Source organism: Clostridium sp. AWRP (assembly GCF_004006395.2).
GTDB lineage: Bacteria > Bacillota > Clostridia > Clostridiales > Clostridiaceae > Clostridium_B.
Genome location: NZ_CP029758.2, coordinates 1790787 through 1809030 on the forward strand (window position 1 = coordinate 1790787; position 18244 = coordinate 1809030).

Annotated in this window: 14 protein-coding genes; 9 read left to right on the forward strand and 5 right to left on the reverse strand. The window is 31.4% G+C overall.

What is annotated here, in order from left to right:
- Positions 1-27 precede the first annotated feature (27 nt).
- From DMR38_RS08325 to DMR38_RS08335, 3 genes are read right to left on the reverse strand one after another with little or no spacing between them, the layout of a single operon-like run.
- Complete coding sequence (locus DMR38_RS08325; protein WP_127720842.1) at positions 28-1629, reverse strand: spore germination protein; 1602 nt, start codon at positions 1627-1629, stop codon at positions 28-30.
- A gap of 55 nt (positions 1630-1684) precedes the next feature.
- Positions 1685-1885, reverse strand: coding sequence for a hypothetical protein (locus DMR38_RS08330; protein ID WP_127720843.1), 201 nt, complete (start codon positions 1883-1885; stop codon positions 1685-1687).
- Positions 1886-1915: 30 nt separating this feature from the next.
- Positions 1916-3001: a GerAB/ArcD/ProY family transporter gene (locus DMR38_RS08335; RefSeq protein ID WP_127720844.1), complete on the reverse strand. Its 1086-nt coding sequence runs from the start codon at positions 2999-3001 to the stop codon at positions 1916-1918.
- A 759-nt stretch (positions 3002-3760) separates the two neighbouring features.
- On the opposite strand from DMR38_RS08335, the gene adhE (DMR38_RS08340) reads away from it, so the two are divergent.
- From adhE (DMR38_RS08340) to DMR38_RS08350, 3 genes are all read left to right on the forward strand, one after another.
- A complete protein-coding gene (gene adhE, locus DMR38_RS08340) occupies positions 3761-6373 on the forward strand; it encodes a bifunctional acetaldehyde-CoA/alcohol dehydrogenase (protein WP_137440570.1) in 2613 nt (870 codons plus the stop codon).
- A gap of 156 nt (positions 6374-6529) precedes the next feature.
- A complete protein-coding gene (gene adhE, locus DMR38_RS08345; protein ID WP_127720845.1) occupies positions 6530-9169 on the forward strand; it encodes a bifunctional acetaldehyde-CoA/alcohol dehydrogenase in 2640 nt (879 codons plus the stop codon).
- 86 nt (positions 9170-9255) lie between these two features.
- A complete protein-coding gene (locus DMR38_RS08350; RefSeq protein WP_127720846.1) occupies positions 9256-11469 on the forward strand; it encodes an ATP-dependent helicase in 2214 nt (737 codons plus the stop codon).
- 323 nt (positions 11470-11792) lie between these two features.
- Here DMR38_RS08350 and DMR38_RS08355 read toward each other — a convergent pair whose 3' ends face one another.
- Together DMR38_RS08355 and DMR38_RS08360 are read right to left on the reverse strand one after the other, a co-directional pair.
- Complete coding sequence (locus tag DMR38_RS08355; protein WP_127720847.1) at positions 11793-12677, reverse strand: carboxypeptidase regulatory-like domain-containing protein; 885 nt, start codon at positions 12675-12677, stop codon at positions 11793-11795.
- Between the two features lie 3 nt (positions 12678-12680).
- Positions 12681-13541 carry a carboxypeptidase-like regulatory domain-containing protein gene (locus DMR38_RS08360; RefSeq protein WP_127720848.1) on the reverse strand — a complete coding sequence of 287 codons (861 nt, stop codon included), beginning with the start codon at positions 13539-13541 and terminating at the stop codon, positions 12681-12683.
- A gap of 140 nt (positions 13542-13681) precedes the next feature.
- Between DMR38_RS08360 and DMR38_RS22510 the strand changes: the two genes are divergently transcribed.
- From DMR38_RS22510 to DMR38_RS08385, 6 genes are all read left to right on the forward strand, one after another.
- Positions 13682-13816, forward strand: a complete 135-nt coding sequence (locus DMR38_RS22510) for a hypothetical protein (RefSeq protein WP_279230807.1) — start codon at positions 13682-13684, stop codon at positions 13814-13816.
- A 31-nt stretch (positions 13817-13847) separates the two neighbouring features.
- Positions 13848-14255 (forward strand): 3'-5' exonuclease, encoded by a 408-nt coding sequence (locus tag DMR38_RS08365; RefSeq protein WP_243124497.1) that lies wholly within the window; start codon positions 13848-13850, stop codon positions 14253-14255.
- Between the two features lie 862 nt (positions 14256-15117).
- On the forward strand, positions 15118-16431 hold the full coding sequence (gene ltrA, locus DMR38_RS08370; RefSeq protein WP_127720849.1) for a group II intron reverse transcriptase/maturase: 1314 nt from the start codon (positions 15118-15120) through the stop codon (positions 16429-16431).
- 126 nt (positions 16432-16557) lie between these two features.
- Complete coding sequence (locus DMR38_RS08375; RefSeq protein ID WP_127720850.1) at positions 16558-16908, forward strand: SdpI family protein; 351 nt, start codon at positions 16558-16560, stop codon at positions 16906-16908.
- A gap of 147 nt (positions 16909-17055) precedes the next feature.
- Complete coding sequence (locus DMR38_RS08380; protein ID WP_127720851.1) at positions 17056-17784, forward strand: AAA family ATPase; 729 nt, start codon at positions 17056-17058, stop codon at positions 17782-17784.
- A gap of 184 nt (positions 17785-17968) precedes the next feature.
- On the forward strand, positions 17969-18232 hold the full coding sequence (locus DMR38_RS08385; protein ID WP_127720852.1) for a DUF1858 domain-containing protein: 264 nt from the start codon (positions 17969-17971) through the stop codon (positions 18230-18232).
- The last annotated feature ends 12 nt before the right edge of the window (positions 18233-18244 follow it).

Genomic DNA, 18244 nt, shown 5'->3' on the forward strand with positions numbered 1-18244 from the left:
TTCACCTCATAAAAATGCACTGGTATTTTAATTGCTATTCCCTTTTAATGGTGGCTCTGGTTTTGCAGAGGAATCCTGTCTTTTTAAATTGTGCCATCCTATAGTTCTAGGTCTAGTAAACATATTCCATAAATGAATTCTTACAAAACTATCTTTTAAATCTTCTGTGCTTAAAGGAGAAAATGGAGCAAAATATGGAGTACCAAAAGATCTTAAGGATACAATATGAACAAGTACAATTAATAATCCAATTCCAATGCCAAATATGCCCAATATTCCAGCTAATATAAGAAACGCCATTCGTAAAATAGAAATTACATCTGTATATACGGGAACTACAAAACTGGAAACAGCTGTTAGTGCTATTACAATGACCATAAGTCCTGATACCAATCCTGCTGTTACGGCAGCTTCACCTATTACTAAAGCTCCTACAATGCTTACTGCCTGACCTACTGGGCGAGGCAATCTAACACCTGCTTCTCGTAGGATTTCAAAGGTTATTATCATGATACCAGCTTCTATAACTGCAGGAAATGGGACACCTTCTCGACCTGCTGCCATGGTAAATAATAGAGTAGTAGGTATTAATTCTTGATGAAAAGTAGATAGCATGACGTAAGTAGCTGGAGAGAATACACTTATAAAAAAGCATAGAAACCTTAAAAATCTTAAAATACTTGCAAAATAAGGTCTAGAATAATAGTCTTCTGAACTTTGAAAACCTTCGATAAAGAGCATTGGCATAGTAAGTATGAAAGGAGTACCATCAACTAAAATAGCAGCTCTTCCTTCTAATATTTTAGCAGCTGCTGTATCTGGTTTTTCTGAATTACCTATAGTGGGAAAAATAGAATAAGGGGCATCTTCTATAAATTGTTCAATATAGCCTGATTCCAGAATAGAGTCTGTATTAATTTTACTTAGCCTATATTTTATTTCTTTTATGAGCTTAGGATTAACAATTCCCTTTAAGTAAACAATGCATATACTGGTGTTTGTTTGAGTTCCAATTTCCATTGTTTCAAAGGTTAAATTAGGATTTTTGATTTTACGCCGCAAAAGTGTCATATTTGTGGCTATAGTTTCACAAAAACCTTCCCTAGGGCCTCTTACTACAGCTTCAGTTTTAGGTTCTTCTACACCACGAGTTTCCCATCCTTTTGAATGAATAACTAAAGCTTCTTCACAACCGTCCATGAGAAATATGGTATCACCAGATAAACATCCATCTATTATTTGATTTATTAATGCAATTTGTTTAACATTTCCAACAGAAAGCATACAGTTTTTTATAACGCTCATACTGTCTAGTTCTAATTTATTTTCTAAATTGCACAGCTTGCTGTCGTACATAAAAGGTTTAATTATAAGTTCATTTATAGTTGCTTTTTCTGTCATACCCTCTAAAAATATAATTGCAGCACTTATTTGAAGTTTAGAACCAAAGGAAAATTTACGGTAAATTATATCACTGCTTGAACCTAAAATATTTTTTAAAACATTTAGATTATCTTCAAGACTAGTAGAAAGTTTTGGCTGCGGAATTTTCTCCTTTGAATTTTCACCGCTTACATTAGTATTTTTAAGTTGCATGAATTTAAACTTTTTATATATATAATTAAACACTTTATTTACCTCTATTTTTATTTTATAGCATTAGTATTTGTTTATTGACAGGACATTATTCATTGTTTTTTTTCTTTTTATATGTCTCTTTGCCTAAGGTATCATTATTGTATTTTATTCCTAAGAGGTAGAGAAAAAGCTGGCAAAGTAATATTCCTACTACCACAACAGTATACGACCAAGAAAGGATAACCATTAGGGTAGGATAAAATCCTCTTCCTTCTAATGCTTTTTTTAAAAATTCTATAAGCCACATATTTTTACCACCTTGAAATAACATTGATATTTATAAGTTAGCTCTTTTCTTTTTTAGCCAATAAATCATTAATAACAGAAATGGGAATATATTAGAATAAATTATGGTAAAATAATGAACATCAAAGGGAAACATCCATATATGATAGGCATAACTAGGTTCAAATGCAACAGAAAACCAGAGTAAGAAAGCACTAAATAAAATAAGAGTTGATTTATAACTTTTAATTTTAAATACAGTAGTTAACATTGTAATAATGGCATATAGGTATATGGACATTTTAAAAAATCCTCCAAAAAATATAATAATTATACCTATAGCGTCTATATTGGTTATTATATTTCCTATATTAATTAGTCGCAAAGTTTCTACAAATGGGATAGTTGTAATTGAAGTAAATTTAGGGCCTAATACAGAGATATCCATTATTAAAGAAAAACAAAGAAGTATTCCAGAAGATAAAATTGCTTTTATTGTAGTTTTTCGTACAGAACTTTTATCATTAGAATAATGCCAATACATTAAGAAGACAAAGATTTCTCCAAAGGGGAACATTACTACACTAGGTAGGGATGCGAAAATAGGTTTAATGCCATTTCCTAAAACTGGTGTTAATTTTTTAAAATCTACATTTCCTGATATATAAATCAATATGTAAATACTCAGCATAAATATTATAAGAATAGGAAATATTATTTCACTTGCACGAGCTAAAGTTTCAACTCCTTTTAATAGAGTATATACACTAACAGATAGGAATAGAAAAAGTATAATCCATAATGGAGTTTCAGGAAGAGTTGTCAAATTTATTAATTCACCAAATTCTCTAAGATTACGAGCTGTATGCCAAAGGCAATCTAATACGTAAAATAAAATAAGAGGTATACCAAAAAATTTCCCTAATATGTCAATAATTATTTCGGCATAATTTTTATCAGGAAATGCATTTTGAAGTTCTGTGTAAATCCATACAAACACTAATCCAATCAATAAAGCAATCAAAATGACAATCCATGCATCTTGTTTTGCATTGATACCTAGAGCAAAAAGTGTAGTACTTCCCACTTCAAATATAAACATTAATGTGAATAGTTGGTGGTTACTTAAGTTTGTCATGTTAACTCCTCTAAAAAAATCTTCATATTAGATGCTTTCGGTTATATATATCTTAACCAATGAAATTTTTAGTATGTATAATAAAGTGTTTTTTAGCATTTTTGGTATGCTATTTTTAAATTAGGTGAATTGAACCTATATCTTTGATTTGATGATAGTTGCTTTTACTATGTGTGATAGGGGTTAGTAATGGTAGCGATGGAATAAAAATGCAAGAAATATGAACAAAGATAGAGCTCTAATGCATTAAATTGTAAAATATCTACTAAATAAATAAAATTATAATAAAAAATGCAAAAAAATAATTGACAAAATATAAATAATTATGCATAATTATATCATGATAACAATTAGTTAAGCATAATTACATATATATGAACATAATATGACATCTTAGAAGCATATCTTTTGTTAGTAATAATATAATTTCCTTTAGAAGAAAATGATTTATTTAAAATAAATAGTGTAATGTTTTTTATAATTTTCGGAAAATTACCAAATTTAGCATACTAGGCATGGTAAAAATAGCTTGAATAAGTGCCTACTATTATTTATTGATACATAGAGAATTTCACTCTTTGCATTTTATCTAACATAAAGGGAGATATTTGCCATAAATTATGTAAAAATAAAACAAAGATGTAAGGAAATCCTATGATATAAATTTTGTAAACATAATATATTGACTTTGGTAAGATTGGAAGAATCATAGTTAATACTTAGAACTGCTAAAAATCAGGAAAGAGGTGTCGTTAATTAATGAAAGTTACAAACGTGGAAGAATTAATGAAAAGACTAGAAGAAATAAAGGATGCTCAAAAGAAGTTTGCTACATATACTCAAGAACAAGTGGATGAAATTTTTAGACAAGCAGCTATAGCAGCCAATAGTGCTAGAATAGAACTGGCTAAAATGGCAGTAGAAGAAAGCGGAATGGGAATTGTAGAAGACAAGGTTATTAAAAATCACTTTGCCTCAGAATATATATATAACAAATATAAGGATGAAAAGACCTGTGGAGTTTTAGAGAGAGATGCAGGCTTTGGTATAGTTAAAATTGCGGAACCTGTAGGAGTTATTGCAGCAGTAGTTCCAACAACTAATCCAACATCTACAGCAATATTTAAATCACTAATAGCTTTAAAAACCAGAAATGGTATAATTTTTTCACCCCATCCAAGGGCAAAAAAATCAACTATTGCAGCAGCTAAGATAGTACTTGATGCAGCAGTTAAAGCTGGTGCTCCTGAAGGAATTATAGGATGGATAGATGAACCCTCCATTGAACTTTCACAGGTGGTAATGGGAGAAGCAAATTTAATTCTTGCAACTGGTGGACCAGGTATGGTTAAGGCTGCTTATTCTTCAGGAAAACCTGCTGTAGGAGTTGGTCCAGGTAACACACCTGCGGTAATTGATGAAAGTGCTGACATTAAAATGGCAGTAAATTCAATACTACTTTCAAAAACTTTTGATAATGGTATGATTTGTGCTTCGGAGCAGTCAGTAATAGTTTTAGACTCAATATATGAGGAGGTTAAAAAGGAATTTGCTTATAGGGGAGCTTATATATTGAGTAAGGATGAAACGGATAAGGTTGGAAAAATAATTTTGAAAAATGGGGCCTTAAATGCTGGTATTGTAGGACAACCTGCTTTTAAAATAGCACAACTAGCAGGAGTGAATGTACCAGAAAAAGCTAAAGTACTTATAGGAGAGGTAGAATCAGTAGAACTTGAAGAACCATTTTCTCATGAAAAGTTATCTCCGGTTTTAGCTATGTACAGAGCAAGAGATTTTGAGGATGCCATTGCAAAAACTGATAAACTGGTTAGAGCAGGTGGATTTGGACATACATCTTCTTTATATGTAAATCCAATGACAGAAAAAGCAAAAGTAGAAAAATTTAGTACTATGATGAAAACATCAAGAACTATAATTAACACACCTTCATCCCAAGGTGGTATAGGTGATATATATAACTTTAAACTAGCTCCTTCGTTGACACTAGGCTGTGGTTCCTGGGGAGGAAACTCTGTATCCGAAAATGTTGGCCCTAAACATTTATTAAACATAAAAAGTGTTGCTGAGAGGAGAGAGAATATGCTTTGGTTTAGAGTGCCTGAAAAGGTTTATTTCAAATATGGTAGTCTTGGAGTTGCGTTAAAAGAATTAAAAGTTATGAATAAGAAGAAAGTATTTATAGTAACAGATAAAGTTCTTTATCAATTAGGTTATGTGGACAAAGTTACAAAAGTTCTTGAGGAATTAAAAATTTCCTATAAAGTATTTACAGATGTAGAACCAGATCCAACCCTTGCTACAGCCAAAAAAGGTGCAGAAGAACTGCTTTCCTATGAACCAGATACAATTATATCAGTTGGTGGTGGTTCAGCAATGGATGCGGCCAAGATCATGTGGGTAATGTATGAGCATCCAGAGGTAAGATTTGAAGATTTAGCTATGAGATTTATGGATATAAGAAAAAGAGTATATGTTTTCCCTAAAATGGGAGAAAAGGCAATGATGATTTCAGTAGCAACATCCGCAGGAACAGGATCGGAAGTTACTCCATTTGCAGTAATTACAGATGAAAGAACAGGAGCTAAATATCCACTGGCTGATTATGAATTGACTCCAAACATGGCTATAGTTGATGCAGAACTTATGATGGGAATGCCAAGAGGACTTACGGCAGCGTCAGGTATAGATGCGTTAACCCATGCACTGGAGGCTTATGTATCAGTAATGGCCACAGAATTTACTAATGGATTGGCTCTTGAAGCAGTAAAATTAATATTTGAATATTTGCCAATAGCTTATACAGAAGGTACAACTAATGTAAAGGCAAGAGAAAAAATGGCTCATGCTTCATGTATTGCAGGTATGGCATTTGCCAATGCATTCTTAGGAGTATGTCACTCTATGGCACATAAATTGGGAGCACAGCATCACATACCACATGGAATTGCCAATGCACTTATGATAGATGAAGTTATAAAATTCAATGCTGTAGATGATCCGATAAAACAGGCTTCATTCCCGCAATACGAGTATCCAAATGCCAAGTATAGATATGCTCAGATAGCTGATTGCCTGAAGTTGGGAGGAAATACAGAAGAGGAAAAGGTGCAATTATTAATAAATGCTATAGATGATCTAAAAGCTAAGTTAAATATTCCAGAAACTATTAAAGAAGCAGGAGTTTCAGAAGAAAAATTCTATACTACTTTAGATAAAATGTCAGAATTAGCTTTTGATGATCAATGTACAGGAGCTAATCCAAGGTATCCACTGATAAGTGAAATAAAACAAATGTATATAAATGTTTTTGATAAAACTGAGTTAATTGTAGAAGATGAGGAAGAGTAGTTATTAAATAGTATAAAAATAGTGTTCAAATAAAATTTGAACACTATTTTTATTTTTAAAGAGTAATTATGAATAATAATAACATAGAAACAAACAATAAAAGTAAGAATTTTGTTTATATTTAACAGCATGAAAAATAAGAAAGAGGTGTCATTAATGAAGGTAACTAAGGTAACTAACGTTGAAGAATTAATGAAGAAGTTAGATGAAGTAACGGCTGCTCAAAAGAAATTTTCTAGCTATACTCAAGAACAAGTAGATGAAATTTTTAGGCAGGCAGCTATGGCAGCCAATAGTGCTAGAATAGACCTAGCTAAAATGGCAGTGGAAGAAAGCGGAATGGGAATTGTAGAAGACAAGGTCATTAAAAATCATTTTGTTTCAGAATATATTTATAACAAATATAAGGATGAAAAGACCTGTGGGATTCTGGAACAAGATGAAGGTTTTGGTATGGTTAGAATTGCAGAACCTGTAGGAGTTATTGCAGCAGTAGTTCCAACAACTAATCCAACATCTACAGCAATATTTAAATCACTAATAGCTTTAAAAACTAGAAATGGTATAGTTTTTTCACCTCATCCAAGGGCCAAAAAATCAACTATTGCAGCAGCTAAGATAGTACTTGATGCAGCAGTTAAAGCTGGTGCCCCTGAAGGAATTATAGGTTGGATAGATGAACCTTCCATTGAACTTTCACAGGTGGTAATGAAAGAAGCAGATTTAATTCTTGCAACTGGTGGACCGGGTATGGTTAAGGCTGCCTATTCTTCAGGAAAACCTGCTATAGGAGTTGGCCCAGGTAACACACCTGCTGTGATTGATGAAAGTGCTGACATTAAAATGGCAGTAAATTCAATATTACTCTCAAAAACTTTCGATAATGGAATTATTTGTGCTTCGGAGCAGTCAGTAGTAATAGTAGATTCCGTATACGATAAAGTCAAGAAAGAATTTGCGGATAGAGGAGCGTATATATTAAGTAAGGATGAAACAGATAAGGTTGGAAAAACAATTATAATTAATGGAGCCTTAAATGCTGGAATTGTAGGGCAAAGTGCTTTTAAGATAGCACAAATGGCAGGAGTAAAAGTTCCAGAAGATGCTAAAGTACTTATAGGAGAAGTAGAATCAGTAGAACTTGAAGAACCATTCTCACATGAAAAGTTGTCTCCAGTTTTAGCTATGTATAAAGCAAAGAATTTTGACGAAGCTCTTTTAAAAGCTGGAAGACTAGTTGAATTAGGAGGAATTGGTCATACATCTGTATTATATGTAAATGCAATGACGGAAAAAGTAAAAGTAGAAAAGTTCAGGGAAACTATGAAGACTGGTAGAACATTGATAAATATGCCTTCAGCACAAGGCGCTATAGGAGACATATATAACTTTAAACTAGCTCCTTCTTTGACATTAGGCTGTGGTTCCTGGGGAGGAAACTCTGTATCAGAAAACGTTGGACCTAAACATTTGTTAAACATAAAAAGTGTTGCTGAGAGGAGAGAAAATATGCTTTGGTTTAGAGTACCTGAAAAGGTTTATTTCAAATATGGTAGTCTTGGAGTTGCATTAAAAGAATTGAGAACTTTGGAGAAGAAAAAGGCATTTATAGTAACGGATAAAGTTCTTTATCAATTAGGTTATGTAGATAAAATTACAAAAAATCTTGATGAATTAAGAATTTCCTATAAAATATTTACAGATGTAGAACCAGATCCAACCCTTGCTACAGCTAAAAAAGGTGCAGCAGAGCTGCTTTCTTATGAACCGGATACAATTATATCAGTTGGTGGTGGTTCGGCAATGGATGCGGCCAAGATCATGTGGGTAATGTATGAACATCCAGAAGTAAGATTTGAAGATTTAGCTATGAGATTTATGGATATAAGAAAGAGAGTATATGTTTTCCCTAAGATGGGTCAGAAAGCAATGATGATTTCAGTAGCAACATCCGCAGGGACAGGGTCGGAAGTTACGCCATTTGCAGTAATTACCGATGAAAGAACAGGAGCTAAATATCCACTGGCTGATTATGAATTGACTCCAAACATGGCTATAGTTGATGCAGAACTCATGATGGGAATGCCAAAGGGACTAACAGCAGCTTCAGGCATAGATGCATTGACTCATGCATTGGAGGCTTATGTGTCAGTAATGGCTTCAGAATATACCAACGGATTGGCTCTTGAAGCAACAAGATTAGTATTTAAATATTTGCCAATAGCTTATACAGAAGGTACGACTAATGTAAAGGCAAGAGAAAAAATGGCTCATGCTTCATGTATTGCAGGTATGGCCTTTGCCAATGCATTTTTAGGGGTATGCCACTCCATGGCACATAAATTGGGAGCACAGCACCACATACCACATGGAATTGCAAATGCACTTATGATAGATGAAGTTATAAAATTCAATGCTGTAGAGGCTCCAAGGAAACAAGCGGCATTTCCACAATATAAATATCCAAATGTTAAAAGAAGATATGCTAGAATAGCTGATTACCTAAATTTGGGCGGAAAAACAGATGATGAAAAAGTACAATTGCTAATAGATGCTATAGACGACTTGAAAACCAAGTTAAATATTCCAAAGACTATTAAAGAAGCAGGAGTTTCAGAAGATAAATTCTATGCTACTTTAGATACAATGTCAGAACTGGCTTTTGATGATCAATGTACAGGAGCTAATCCAAGATATCCACTAATAGGAGAAATAAAACAAATGTATATAAATGCATTTGATACACCAAAGGCAACTAAGGCAACTGTTGAAAGGAAAACAAAGAAGAAAAAATAAATATATAATAAATTGAATATAGTAAAGTAAAAAGGACATATTTATAATATGTTCTTTTTATTTTGCTATTGTTTAGGTGGTTAATTATGAATATGGAAGTGCTAAAAACAGAGTTTAAGTATTTAAGAGATAAAATAATTGAAAAGCAATATGAGCACCTTGATCCTATGCAGAGAAAAGCAGTTTTAAATGGTGAAAATAACTGCATTGTCATTGCTTGTCCTGGAGCAGGAAAGACTCAGACTATTATTAATAGAGTGGACTACTTGTGTAGATTCGGCCCTATATACAATACAGATTATGTACCTAATTTTCTAAAGGCTAATGATTTACAGATAATGAATAAATCTTTAAATGATGATTCTTTTAAAGATGTGAGCACAGTAGATAGAATTGAGCATTTGTTAAATGGCAATAAAATAAATCCACAGAACATAGTTGTCATAACTTTTACAAGAGCAGCTGCTCTCAATATGAAAAACAGATACATATCCATAGGAAATAAAGAAAAATCACCTTTTTTTGGAACGTTTCATTCTCTATTTTATAACATATTGAAAAAATACAATAAAGAAATAAATATTATAGATCCCTATAAGGCACACGAGATAGTTAAAAATGCACTTATGAATTATTTGGACTTTATAGGAGAAGAGAAAGTAAAGGAAGTTTTAAATGACATATCTCTTTTAAAAAATAGTGAGACTGACATAGATTTATTTAAAAGTAAAATTGATAAAAGTGCATTTTTAAAATGTTTTAATGAATATGAAAATTACAAAGCTAGGAATAAGCTTATGGACTTTGATGATTTACAATTAAAGGTTAAAGATATGTTTCTAAATCAAAAATCTATTCTAGACAGTTATCAGAATTTGTTCAAGTATATTTTAGTTGATGAATTTCAGGACTCAGATAATCTCCAAATAGAACTTTTACAACTAATAGGAGGTAAGGGGTTTATATTTGCAGTAGGAGATGAAGATCAGTGCATATATTCTTTTAGGGGGTCTAAGCCAGAGTGCATGGTGAATTTTGATAACTATTTTAAAGATGGAAGAAAAATTTATTTAAAAATAAATTACAGGAGTGTTAAAAATGTAGTTGAATTGTCCAAAAAGATTATATGTAATAACAAAAATAGGAATGTAAAACTTATTGAAAATAACAGAAAAAATAATGGAAATATATACTTCAAGGTATTTGAAAGAGAAAAAGAACAGGCCGTTTTTGTATCAAATTCAATCAAAGAAATTATAAGCAAAGGAAAATACAAATATAGTCACATAGCTGTGTCTTATAGAACTAACCTGGAATCAAGAAGTATAATAGACGCTTTTTTAAAATACAATGTAAAGTTTAAACTTTTGGATGGTCAGTATAATTTTTATGAACATTTTATATGTAAGGATTTAATAGCATATCTTAAATTGGCTGTAAATATGTGCGATAAGAATAGTTTTATGAGAATAATAAATAGGCCTTTTAGATATATTGGAAAAGTAAATATAAAAAAAGTTATAGATAATAGAATAAAGGAAAATTGCTTTGATATTTTAAGGCAAGTAGGTGATTTACCTATTTTTCAGCTTAAAAATATAACTGTGCTTGAAAGAAATATTAAAAAATTAAACAGGATGAAGAAACAGGACAGAATAAATTATATATTGGACAAATTAGATTATATGGACTATTTAAAAAATTACTGCATGAAATTAAATAGGGACATGGATGAACTTCAAGATATTATAGGAGAGTTTAAGGAAGCCTGCGGGGAATTTGATAGTATAGAATCATTTTTAGATAATATTGAAAATGTGGCACAGACTTTAGAAAAAGGTGAGAAGGAAGATAATGCAGTTACTTTGAGCACTATTCACGGCGTGAAAGGTATGGAGTTTGAGAATGTGTTCATAATAAACTGCAGTGAAGGATTAATTCCCCATGCAAATAGCATACAAAATAACCTAGAAGAAGAAAGGCGGCTTTTTTATGTAGGAGTTACAAGAGCCATAGATAATTTGACTTTATGTTATTCAAGTACTATTAGGAAAAAGGCAGTAGATGTATCCAGGTTTATAGAGGAATGTGACTTGTTAAATTCGGGAGAACTTATGAAAAATTGCGGCTTAGAGACAGGAGATTATGTAGTTCACAAAGTATTTGGAAGTGGAAAAATAATAGATAAGGAAGATAATTGCTTAAAAGTATTGTTTTCAGATAATAGAGAGATAGGATTTGATTTATCTGTTCTTTATAATGGACAGTTGATGAAGGATGCTGCTAGAAAATGTTTGTGATCAAAGGTAAATGTAGATGATAGCATAACTACTTTTACAAAACATAAATTAGAAGAACATATTTAGATAAATTAGGCGTTTGCAAAACGTCGTAACACGCGTAAATGCGGTGTATTTTTTGTTGCAAAATAAAATAACTCCTCACTGATTTATGGTAAAATTGGATTGCAAATAAACAAAGTCACCATATAACTCAGAAAGGAGTTATATATTGAGAACGTACCTAGATTTGGTTATTTACCATGTCTATTTTAGAGGTATCATATCACTGGTTAGGTTTTTCTTCTTTTCTTTTGTTTTTAGTGTTGAAATATTTTCAATATTTATTCAGATAGAGTAACATGTTTTTCAAAAATTAAGTTATCTTGTAACTTTCCTTTTACTATATAGAATCCATTTTCTAAATTTGAAAAAATATAGATTCCGTTATTATTGGTTATTTGAATCTGAACTACCTTCTCATTTCCTTGTTTATCAAGAAGGTATAAAAATACTGTTATATTTGAAATTGGTTTTTTATCAATTGTAACTGTTCCGCTAATTGTACTATTATTATAATTTGAATCTCTGATTAAATCTAAATTTAACATAACGCGATCATATTTTTTAATTGTTAATTGTACAGGATCTGATACTAAATAGCCTTGTTTTTCAACTGTCAACTTATAATTATTAGGAACAATATTATATATTAGATACTGTCCTGTTGAATTTGACGTAGTTTTATAAATCGTATTGTTGCAATCATTCAAATAAGCTAAATAAACGGTTGCATTTTCAATAGGTTTTCTGCTTACTGCCTCAAGTATTTTACCATAGACAATACCTTTTATAAATGTCGAACTTTTCTTCAGTGTGAATGATAGCTTAGTAATCAAATTTTCTGTTATGCGGATTTCTTTAGTTATTGATGTGGTGTAACCAATTGCTGTGGCAATAACTTTATATATTCCAGGACTTAATATATTTTTAAAGATATAAATTCCATTTTTATCAGTTTCAGTGTGAAAAAGAGGTTTAAAGTTGTTATCAAACACCTTAACTGTTGCATTCTGTATTGGTGAATTTTCATAAAGAACTTTCCCTGTTAAGAGCGTATTGTAACAGGGGGAAACCTTATTTAATTCTAGGTTAACAGTAGCCTCTTCATGCACCGTTATTTCAAATGGATCGCTTGCTTTGAGAGTATAAATATCACTGATAAACATTTATTATGATACTTCTTCCTGCTTAGTAGATTTTACTAAATAGTTGCCTGGATTTATATTCGTAAACAAATACCTACCTGTAATAGTGGATCTTGTAGTAGCAATAATGGTTTCAACTCCGCCTACTATAGAATATAAAGCTATTCCTGCATTTGCAATTGGAAGACCTGTAGAAATGTCTTTTATAAACCCACTAACGGTGCCTGTATTTGCTTCGGCATCTGGCACTAATGATACGTCACTATTGATTAGTTCTTTTGTGCCAACGTTAATTGTGGCTGTTTGAGTTGGAAAGAAACCTAATTTTGATACTAGCAAATGATAGTCACCAGTAGGAATAAGACCTAGTATATATTGCCCATTATCATTGGTTGTACCTGTTGATATGAGTGTAGGCTCTGGTAGGGTCTCACTATATAAAAGTACATTTGCATTTTGAATTGGTACTTCTCCATTGACAGTTCTTATGATACCATATATTACACTTAGATTTGCATCAGGATCTGCTGTTAATGCTATATTTGCAGTAGTGGTTTTATTATTTTGAATAGTTATTGGAATTGTATTTGGTAATAGATATCCAGGTGCAATTGCTGTTACCTTATAAGATCCAATTGGAAGATTAGCAATAGTATACTGACCATTGCTACCTGTATTTGTGTGCTCAATAGGATTATCATTTATATCAAATACTTTAACTGTGGCATTAGCTATAGGAACTCCATCAGATGTTACTGTTCCTTTTAGAATACCACTGCTTGCAGTAGGACTTTCGGTTAAATCAAGATTTTCTGATATTTCTTCTCTTCCTGTAATAGCAAACTGAGGACTGCGTCCAATTACATATAAATCTTTGAATGCCATAATTAATACCTTCCTTTGTTACTTATTTTTAATTTATGAGTATAATCAATATATAATACGCAAACAAACAGATTATGGTGAATTTTTTTACAGTTTTATAAGTATAAATAGTGCAAAAGCATTTACTAGAATTCGCGGATATGTATCCACAGTTGGAAAAAATAGATAGAGTTATAATTGAGCATAAACTTGATGAATCTGAAGCGGTTTGCGATAAATATGGAATTAATTTAAATAATAAGGTTGGAACCACTCAAAACAGTAATCTCATATGAAAGTTTACTAAAACCTCGTGGCGTGAAAGGTATGGAGTTTGAGAATGTGTTCATAATAAACTGCAGTGAAGGATTAATTCCCCATGCAAATAGCATACAAAATAACCTGGAAGAAGAAAGACGACTTTTTTATGTAGGGGTTACAAGAGCCATAGATAATTTGACTTTGTGTTATTCAAGTACTATTATGAAAAAAGCAGTAGATGTATCCAGATTTATAAATGAATGTGATTTGTTAAATTCGGAGGAACTTATGAAAGATTGCGGCTTAGAGACAGGAGATTATGTAGTTCACAAAGTATTTGGAAGTGGAAAAATAATAGATAAGGGAGATAATTGTTTAAAAGTATTATTTTCAGATAATAGAGAGATAGGATTTGATTTATCTGTTCTTTATAATGGACAGTTGATGAAGGATGCTGCTAGAAAATGTTTGTAACGAAAGGTAAATGTATCCTAATTCATAAGTGAGTTTCCATTAATTTGATATATGACCAGTAATAAATACTGGATGAAATAGTTTAAATATTATATATTTGTTATGTAAGAAATATACATCAGATATATGCTGTTTTAATAACAGCAACCCATTTAATCATTTGAGGTCAGTATGAAGATACTGACCTCATTTTACTTCTAAAATAAAAAAATAAATTCAAGCTATTATAAATCAACAGATGAGTTGGGTAATCCAATTACCCTTGATGAATTGGTGTGAAAAATATGATATAATTAACCAAATAGTGCGAGCTGCGAAGCAGCATGCGAGTGCGTGATGTTTCCTCTTGCCAACGGAAGTGATTCGGTTGGCATTAGTAAGTTATTAACATATAGTAGGAAAATCCTATCAGGTAATGCCTAACCAGTAGCCTGTACCGAGTCCTTGGAGTCGAATCGGTAACGTTAGATTTAAGCGTAGGACAGGGAGAAAACGAGCCAAAACGAAAGTGAAGCTATTGAGCCGCGAAATTATTATCTAAATGAAGAGGTCGATACAATTATTTGTGTAGCAGACAACATTATACAAATCAATATGGTAAGATTTATATAACTCTTCCGGGGTCTGAGTGCTTGGCGAGTTTGATGATAAGTATGTTATTAGAACAGCTGAGATCCTATAATGTCTGAGAAATTAGTATGCAAAATCAAGTAAGGGAACGAGCAAGATGAGCAAAAGCATTATAGGAAGTCCGACTAACTCATAGTACTGTAGAAATCTGTGAAAGCAGGCGGAGGGAAGGGGTTAGCACAACATAGCTTCAAGTGAGCTTCAAATTATGCAGACAGGAGAGCTGAAGAACATGATTAATGAGCTACTTGGAATACAATATAATATAGAAAAAGCTAGATTAGATGGAAAGGTTCAAAACCTTGCATATTATATCAATGAAAGTGCTATTATAGCTAGCCATAAAGAAATGGATAGAAAGAAAGCAAAAGGCATTGATGGAGTATCAAAAGATGATTATTCTGTAAATCTAAAAGCTAATGTGGAACGTTTGTTAAAGCAAATGAGAAATGGGAGCTATCAGCCAGAACCTATAAGAAGAACGTATATTCCAAAAGACGGAAGCAAGAAGATGAGACCTCTAGGAATATCTTGCTATGAAGATAAGCTAGTAGAAAACGTAATAGCAAAGATATTAATAGAAGTATATGAACCTAAATTCTTTAATGAATCCTATGGATTTAGACCAAATAGAAACTGCCATCAAGCAATTAGAGAAATCATAGAGGATGTTCAATATCATAAGGTGAGTTACATTGTTGAAGCTGATATAAAAGGATTCTTTAATAATGTTGATCATGAATGGTTAATAAAGTTCCTGGAACATGATATTGCAGATAAGAAATTTATAGAGATAATTAAGAAATTCTTAAAAGCTGGAATAATGGAAAATGGTAAATACCTAGACAGTGAACGAGGAACACCGCAAGGTAATGGAGCATCTCCAGTTCTTGCAAATATATATTTACATTATGTACTGGACTATTGGTTTGCTGTCAAAATCAAAAGGAAATGCAAAGGCGAAGCCTATTTGATAAGATATTGTGATGATTTTGTATGTTGCTTTCAAAATAAATGGGAGGCAGATGGGTTTTATCAAAAGCTAATAGAAAGATTCGATAAATTTGGATTAGAATTTGCTTTAGAGAAAACTAAGATACTAGAGTTTGGTAGATTTGCAAAGAAAAATAGAGCAAATCGAGGATTAAGAAAGCCAGAAACCTTTGACTTTCTTGGATTTACATTCTATTGTAGTGAAGATGGTAAGAAAGGATTCTTTCGATGTAAGGTTAAGACTAGTAAGAAGAAATTCAGAAGTAAAGTTAAGACTATGAAAGAATGGATTAAGAAGAATAGGATAATGCCAGTAGGTGAATTGATTAAGAAAATTAATCAGAAACTAAGAGGACACTATCAGTATTATGGGGTCACTGATAATACAAGAAGTGTGAAGTGCTATCAAAATGTTGTAAAATGGTTGCTCTTTAAATGGTTAAATAGAAGAAGCCAAAGGAAGAGCTATACAATAGAAACATTTTACAATGGTTTATTGAGAACTTTTCCGTTATTAGAACCGAAAATAAGCGTAAGTTTATTCTATAGATGATTAATATGATGTGAAAAGCCGTATGCCTTAATAGGGCACGTACGGTTTTGCAGAGGAACATGGGCGGTGACGCCTATGTTTACTTAAGAAGTAAGAATATTTATAATAATAAAGAGGTGTTTTATTATGTTGTTTACCAGCTATTTAATTGGATTAGTTGTATTGGCTGTTGGAGTTGGACTTAAAATTTGGCCACCACATAATATAAGTAAGGTTTATGGATATAGAACGCCATTTGCTATGCAGAATAAAGATGTATGGAATGAAGCAAATTATTTTTGTAGTAATATGTTAATATATATTGGTATTATATGCTTAATAATATCAGCACTGTGTGATATTATTTACAAAAGCAATATTGATATTGCAAGCAAGATTTCAACAATAATATCTGTAACAATAATTGTATGTTCCCTTCCTAGCACAGAAATTCATTTAAGAAAAACATTTGATAAATATGGGAATAGAAGAATGTAATTTGAGTGATGATTATATTTAAAATAGTTAAAAAAGGAAATAATTTATTAGAACACCACAGAATTCAAAATAATTGAATCCTGCGGTGTTTTATTAGTCAATAAACAACAGTTAAGGTTTAAAAAACTATTTAGTGGAGGAAATAAAATGAATTCTAACTATTTTATAAGAGAAATTCAATTAAATACAGAAAAAGTAAATTCATTTTCTGAATATCCATATTGTTTGCCAGTAATAAAAAATTTATCAACTATAAAGTTTCACCCTAAGGTAACCTATATAATAGGCGAAAATGGAACTGGAAAATCTACCATACTTGAAGCAATTGCTATAGCATGTGGTTTCAATCCTGAAGGTGGGTCTAGAAATTTTAATTTTTCAACAAGAGATACCCACTCTGATTTATGGCAAAATTTAAAATTGATTAGAGAAACTAAAATACCTAAAGATGGTTTTTTCTTAAGAGCAGAAAGTTTCTATAATTTAGCTTCAAATATTGATGATATAGATGTTACTTATTCATATGGTGGAAATTCATTACATTCACAATCTCATGGAGAATCTTTTATGTCATTAATTATGAATAGATTTAGAGGAAATGGTTTATATATTTTAGACGAACCGGAAGCTGCTTTATCGCCAACAAGGCAAATGGTTCTAGTTTCAAGAATGCATGATTTAATTAAAAATAATTCTCAATTCATAATTGCTACTCATTCGCCAATAGTACTGTCTTATCCAGATTCTATAATTTATCAATTGGATGATAGATTAAGAAAAGTTAATTACGAAGATACTGAGACTTATCAGATAATGAAATCATTTGTTAATAATCCTAAAAAAATGTTGGATATACTTGGAGTAATGGCAAAGTAATTTTAAATATTGTAATCATATTTTAAATTACTATAATTAAAAGTAAGGGTGAATTGAAAAACGAACTTCTCATTTGTATTTCAAAAGTATTTTTGATGTAAGAATGAAAAAATAAGTGTTAAGAATAATACTCATAAAGGGATTAAATGGACAAGATCCAATATTTAATAAGGAGATGTGTATTATGGAAGTTAATCGAAAAACATTAATAAAGGATATTGTTAATATGGGACCTAGGGCAATAGAAATATTAAAGAATTTTGGTATGGGTTGTATTGAATGCCCTTCGTCTCAAAATGAGAGTATAGAAGATGCTGCTGCAGTTCATGGAATCGACGTAGAGGCTTTAATTCAAAGTTTGAACAAAATTCCATTAAGGGAGAAACTAAAATGGAAAATAGAAAAGAAAATTGAGGATGTTATGAAGTCACGATACAATATTAAATAATGTAATTTTCAA

Excerpts from the sequence above, each read along its gene's own strand:
- DMR38_RS08330 (WP_127720843.1), bottom strand. The coding sequence starts at position 1,885 with ATGTGGCTTATAGAATTTTTAAAAAAAGCATTAGAAGGAAGAGGATTT.
- DMR38_RS08335 (WP_127720844.1), bottom strand. The coding sequence starts at position 3,001 with ATGACAAACTTAAGTAACCACCAACTATTCACATTAATGTTTATATTT.
- adhE (WP_137440570.1), top strand. The coding sequence starts at position 3,761 with ATGAAAGTTACAAACGTGGAAGAATTAATGAAAAGACTAGAAGAAATA.
- adhE (WP_127720845.1), top strand. The coding sequence starts at position 6,530 with ATGAAGGTAACTAAGGTAACTAACGTTGAAGAATTAATGAAGAAGTTA.
- DMR38_RS08350 (WP_127720846.1), top strand. The coding sequence starts at position 9,256 with ATGAATATGGAAGTGCTAAAAACAGAGTTTAAGTATTTAAGAGATAAA.
- DMR38_RS08355 (WP_127720847.1), bottom strand. The coding sequence starts at position 12,677 with ATGTTTATCAGTGATATTTATACTCTCAAAGCAAGCGATCCATTTGAA.
- DMR38_RS08360 (WP_127720848.1), bottom strand. The coding sequence starts at position 13,541 with ATGGCATTCAAAGATTTATATGTAATTGGACGCAGTCCTCAGTTTGCT.
- DMR38_RS22510 (WP_279230807.1), top strand. The coding sequence starts at position 13,682 with ATGTATCCACAGTTGGAAAAAATAGATAGAGTTATAATTGAGCATAAA.
- DMR38_RS08365 (WP_243124497.1), top strand. The coding sequence starts at position 13,848 with ATGGAGTTTGAGAATGTGTTCATAATAAACTGCAGTGAAGGATTAATT.
- ltrA (WP_127720849.1), top strand. The coding sequence starts at position 15,118 with ATGATTAATGAGCTACTTGGAATACAATATAATATAGAAAAAGCTAGA.
- DMR38_RS08375 (WP_127720850.1), top strand. The coding sequence starts at position 16,558 with ATGTTGTTTACCAGCTATTTAATTGGATTAGTTGTATTGGCTGTTGGA.
- DMR38_RS08380 (WP_127720851.1), top strand. The coding sequence starts at position 17,056 with ATGAATTCTAACTATTTTATAAGAGAAATTCAATTAAATACAGAAAAA.
- DMR38_RS08385 (WP_127720852.1), top strand. The coding sequence starts at position 17,969 with ATGGAAGTTAATCGAAAAACATTAATAAAGGATATTGTTAATATGGGA.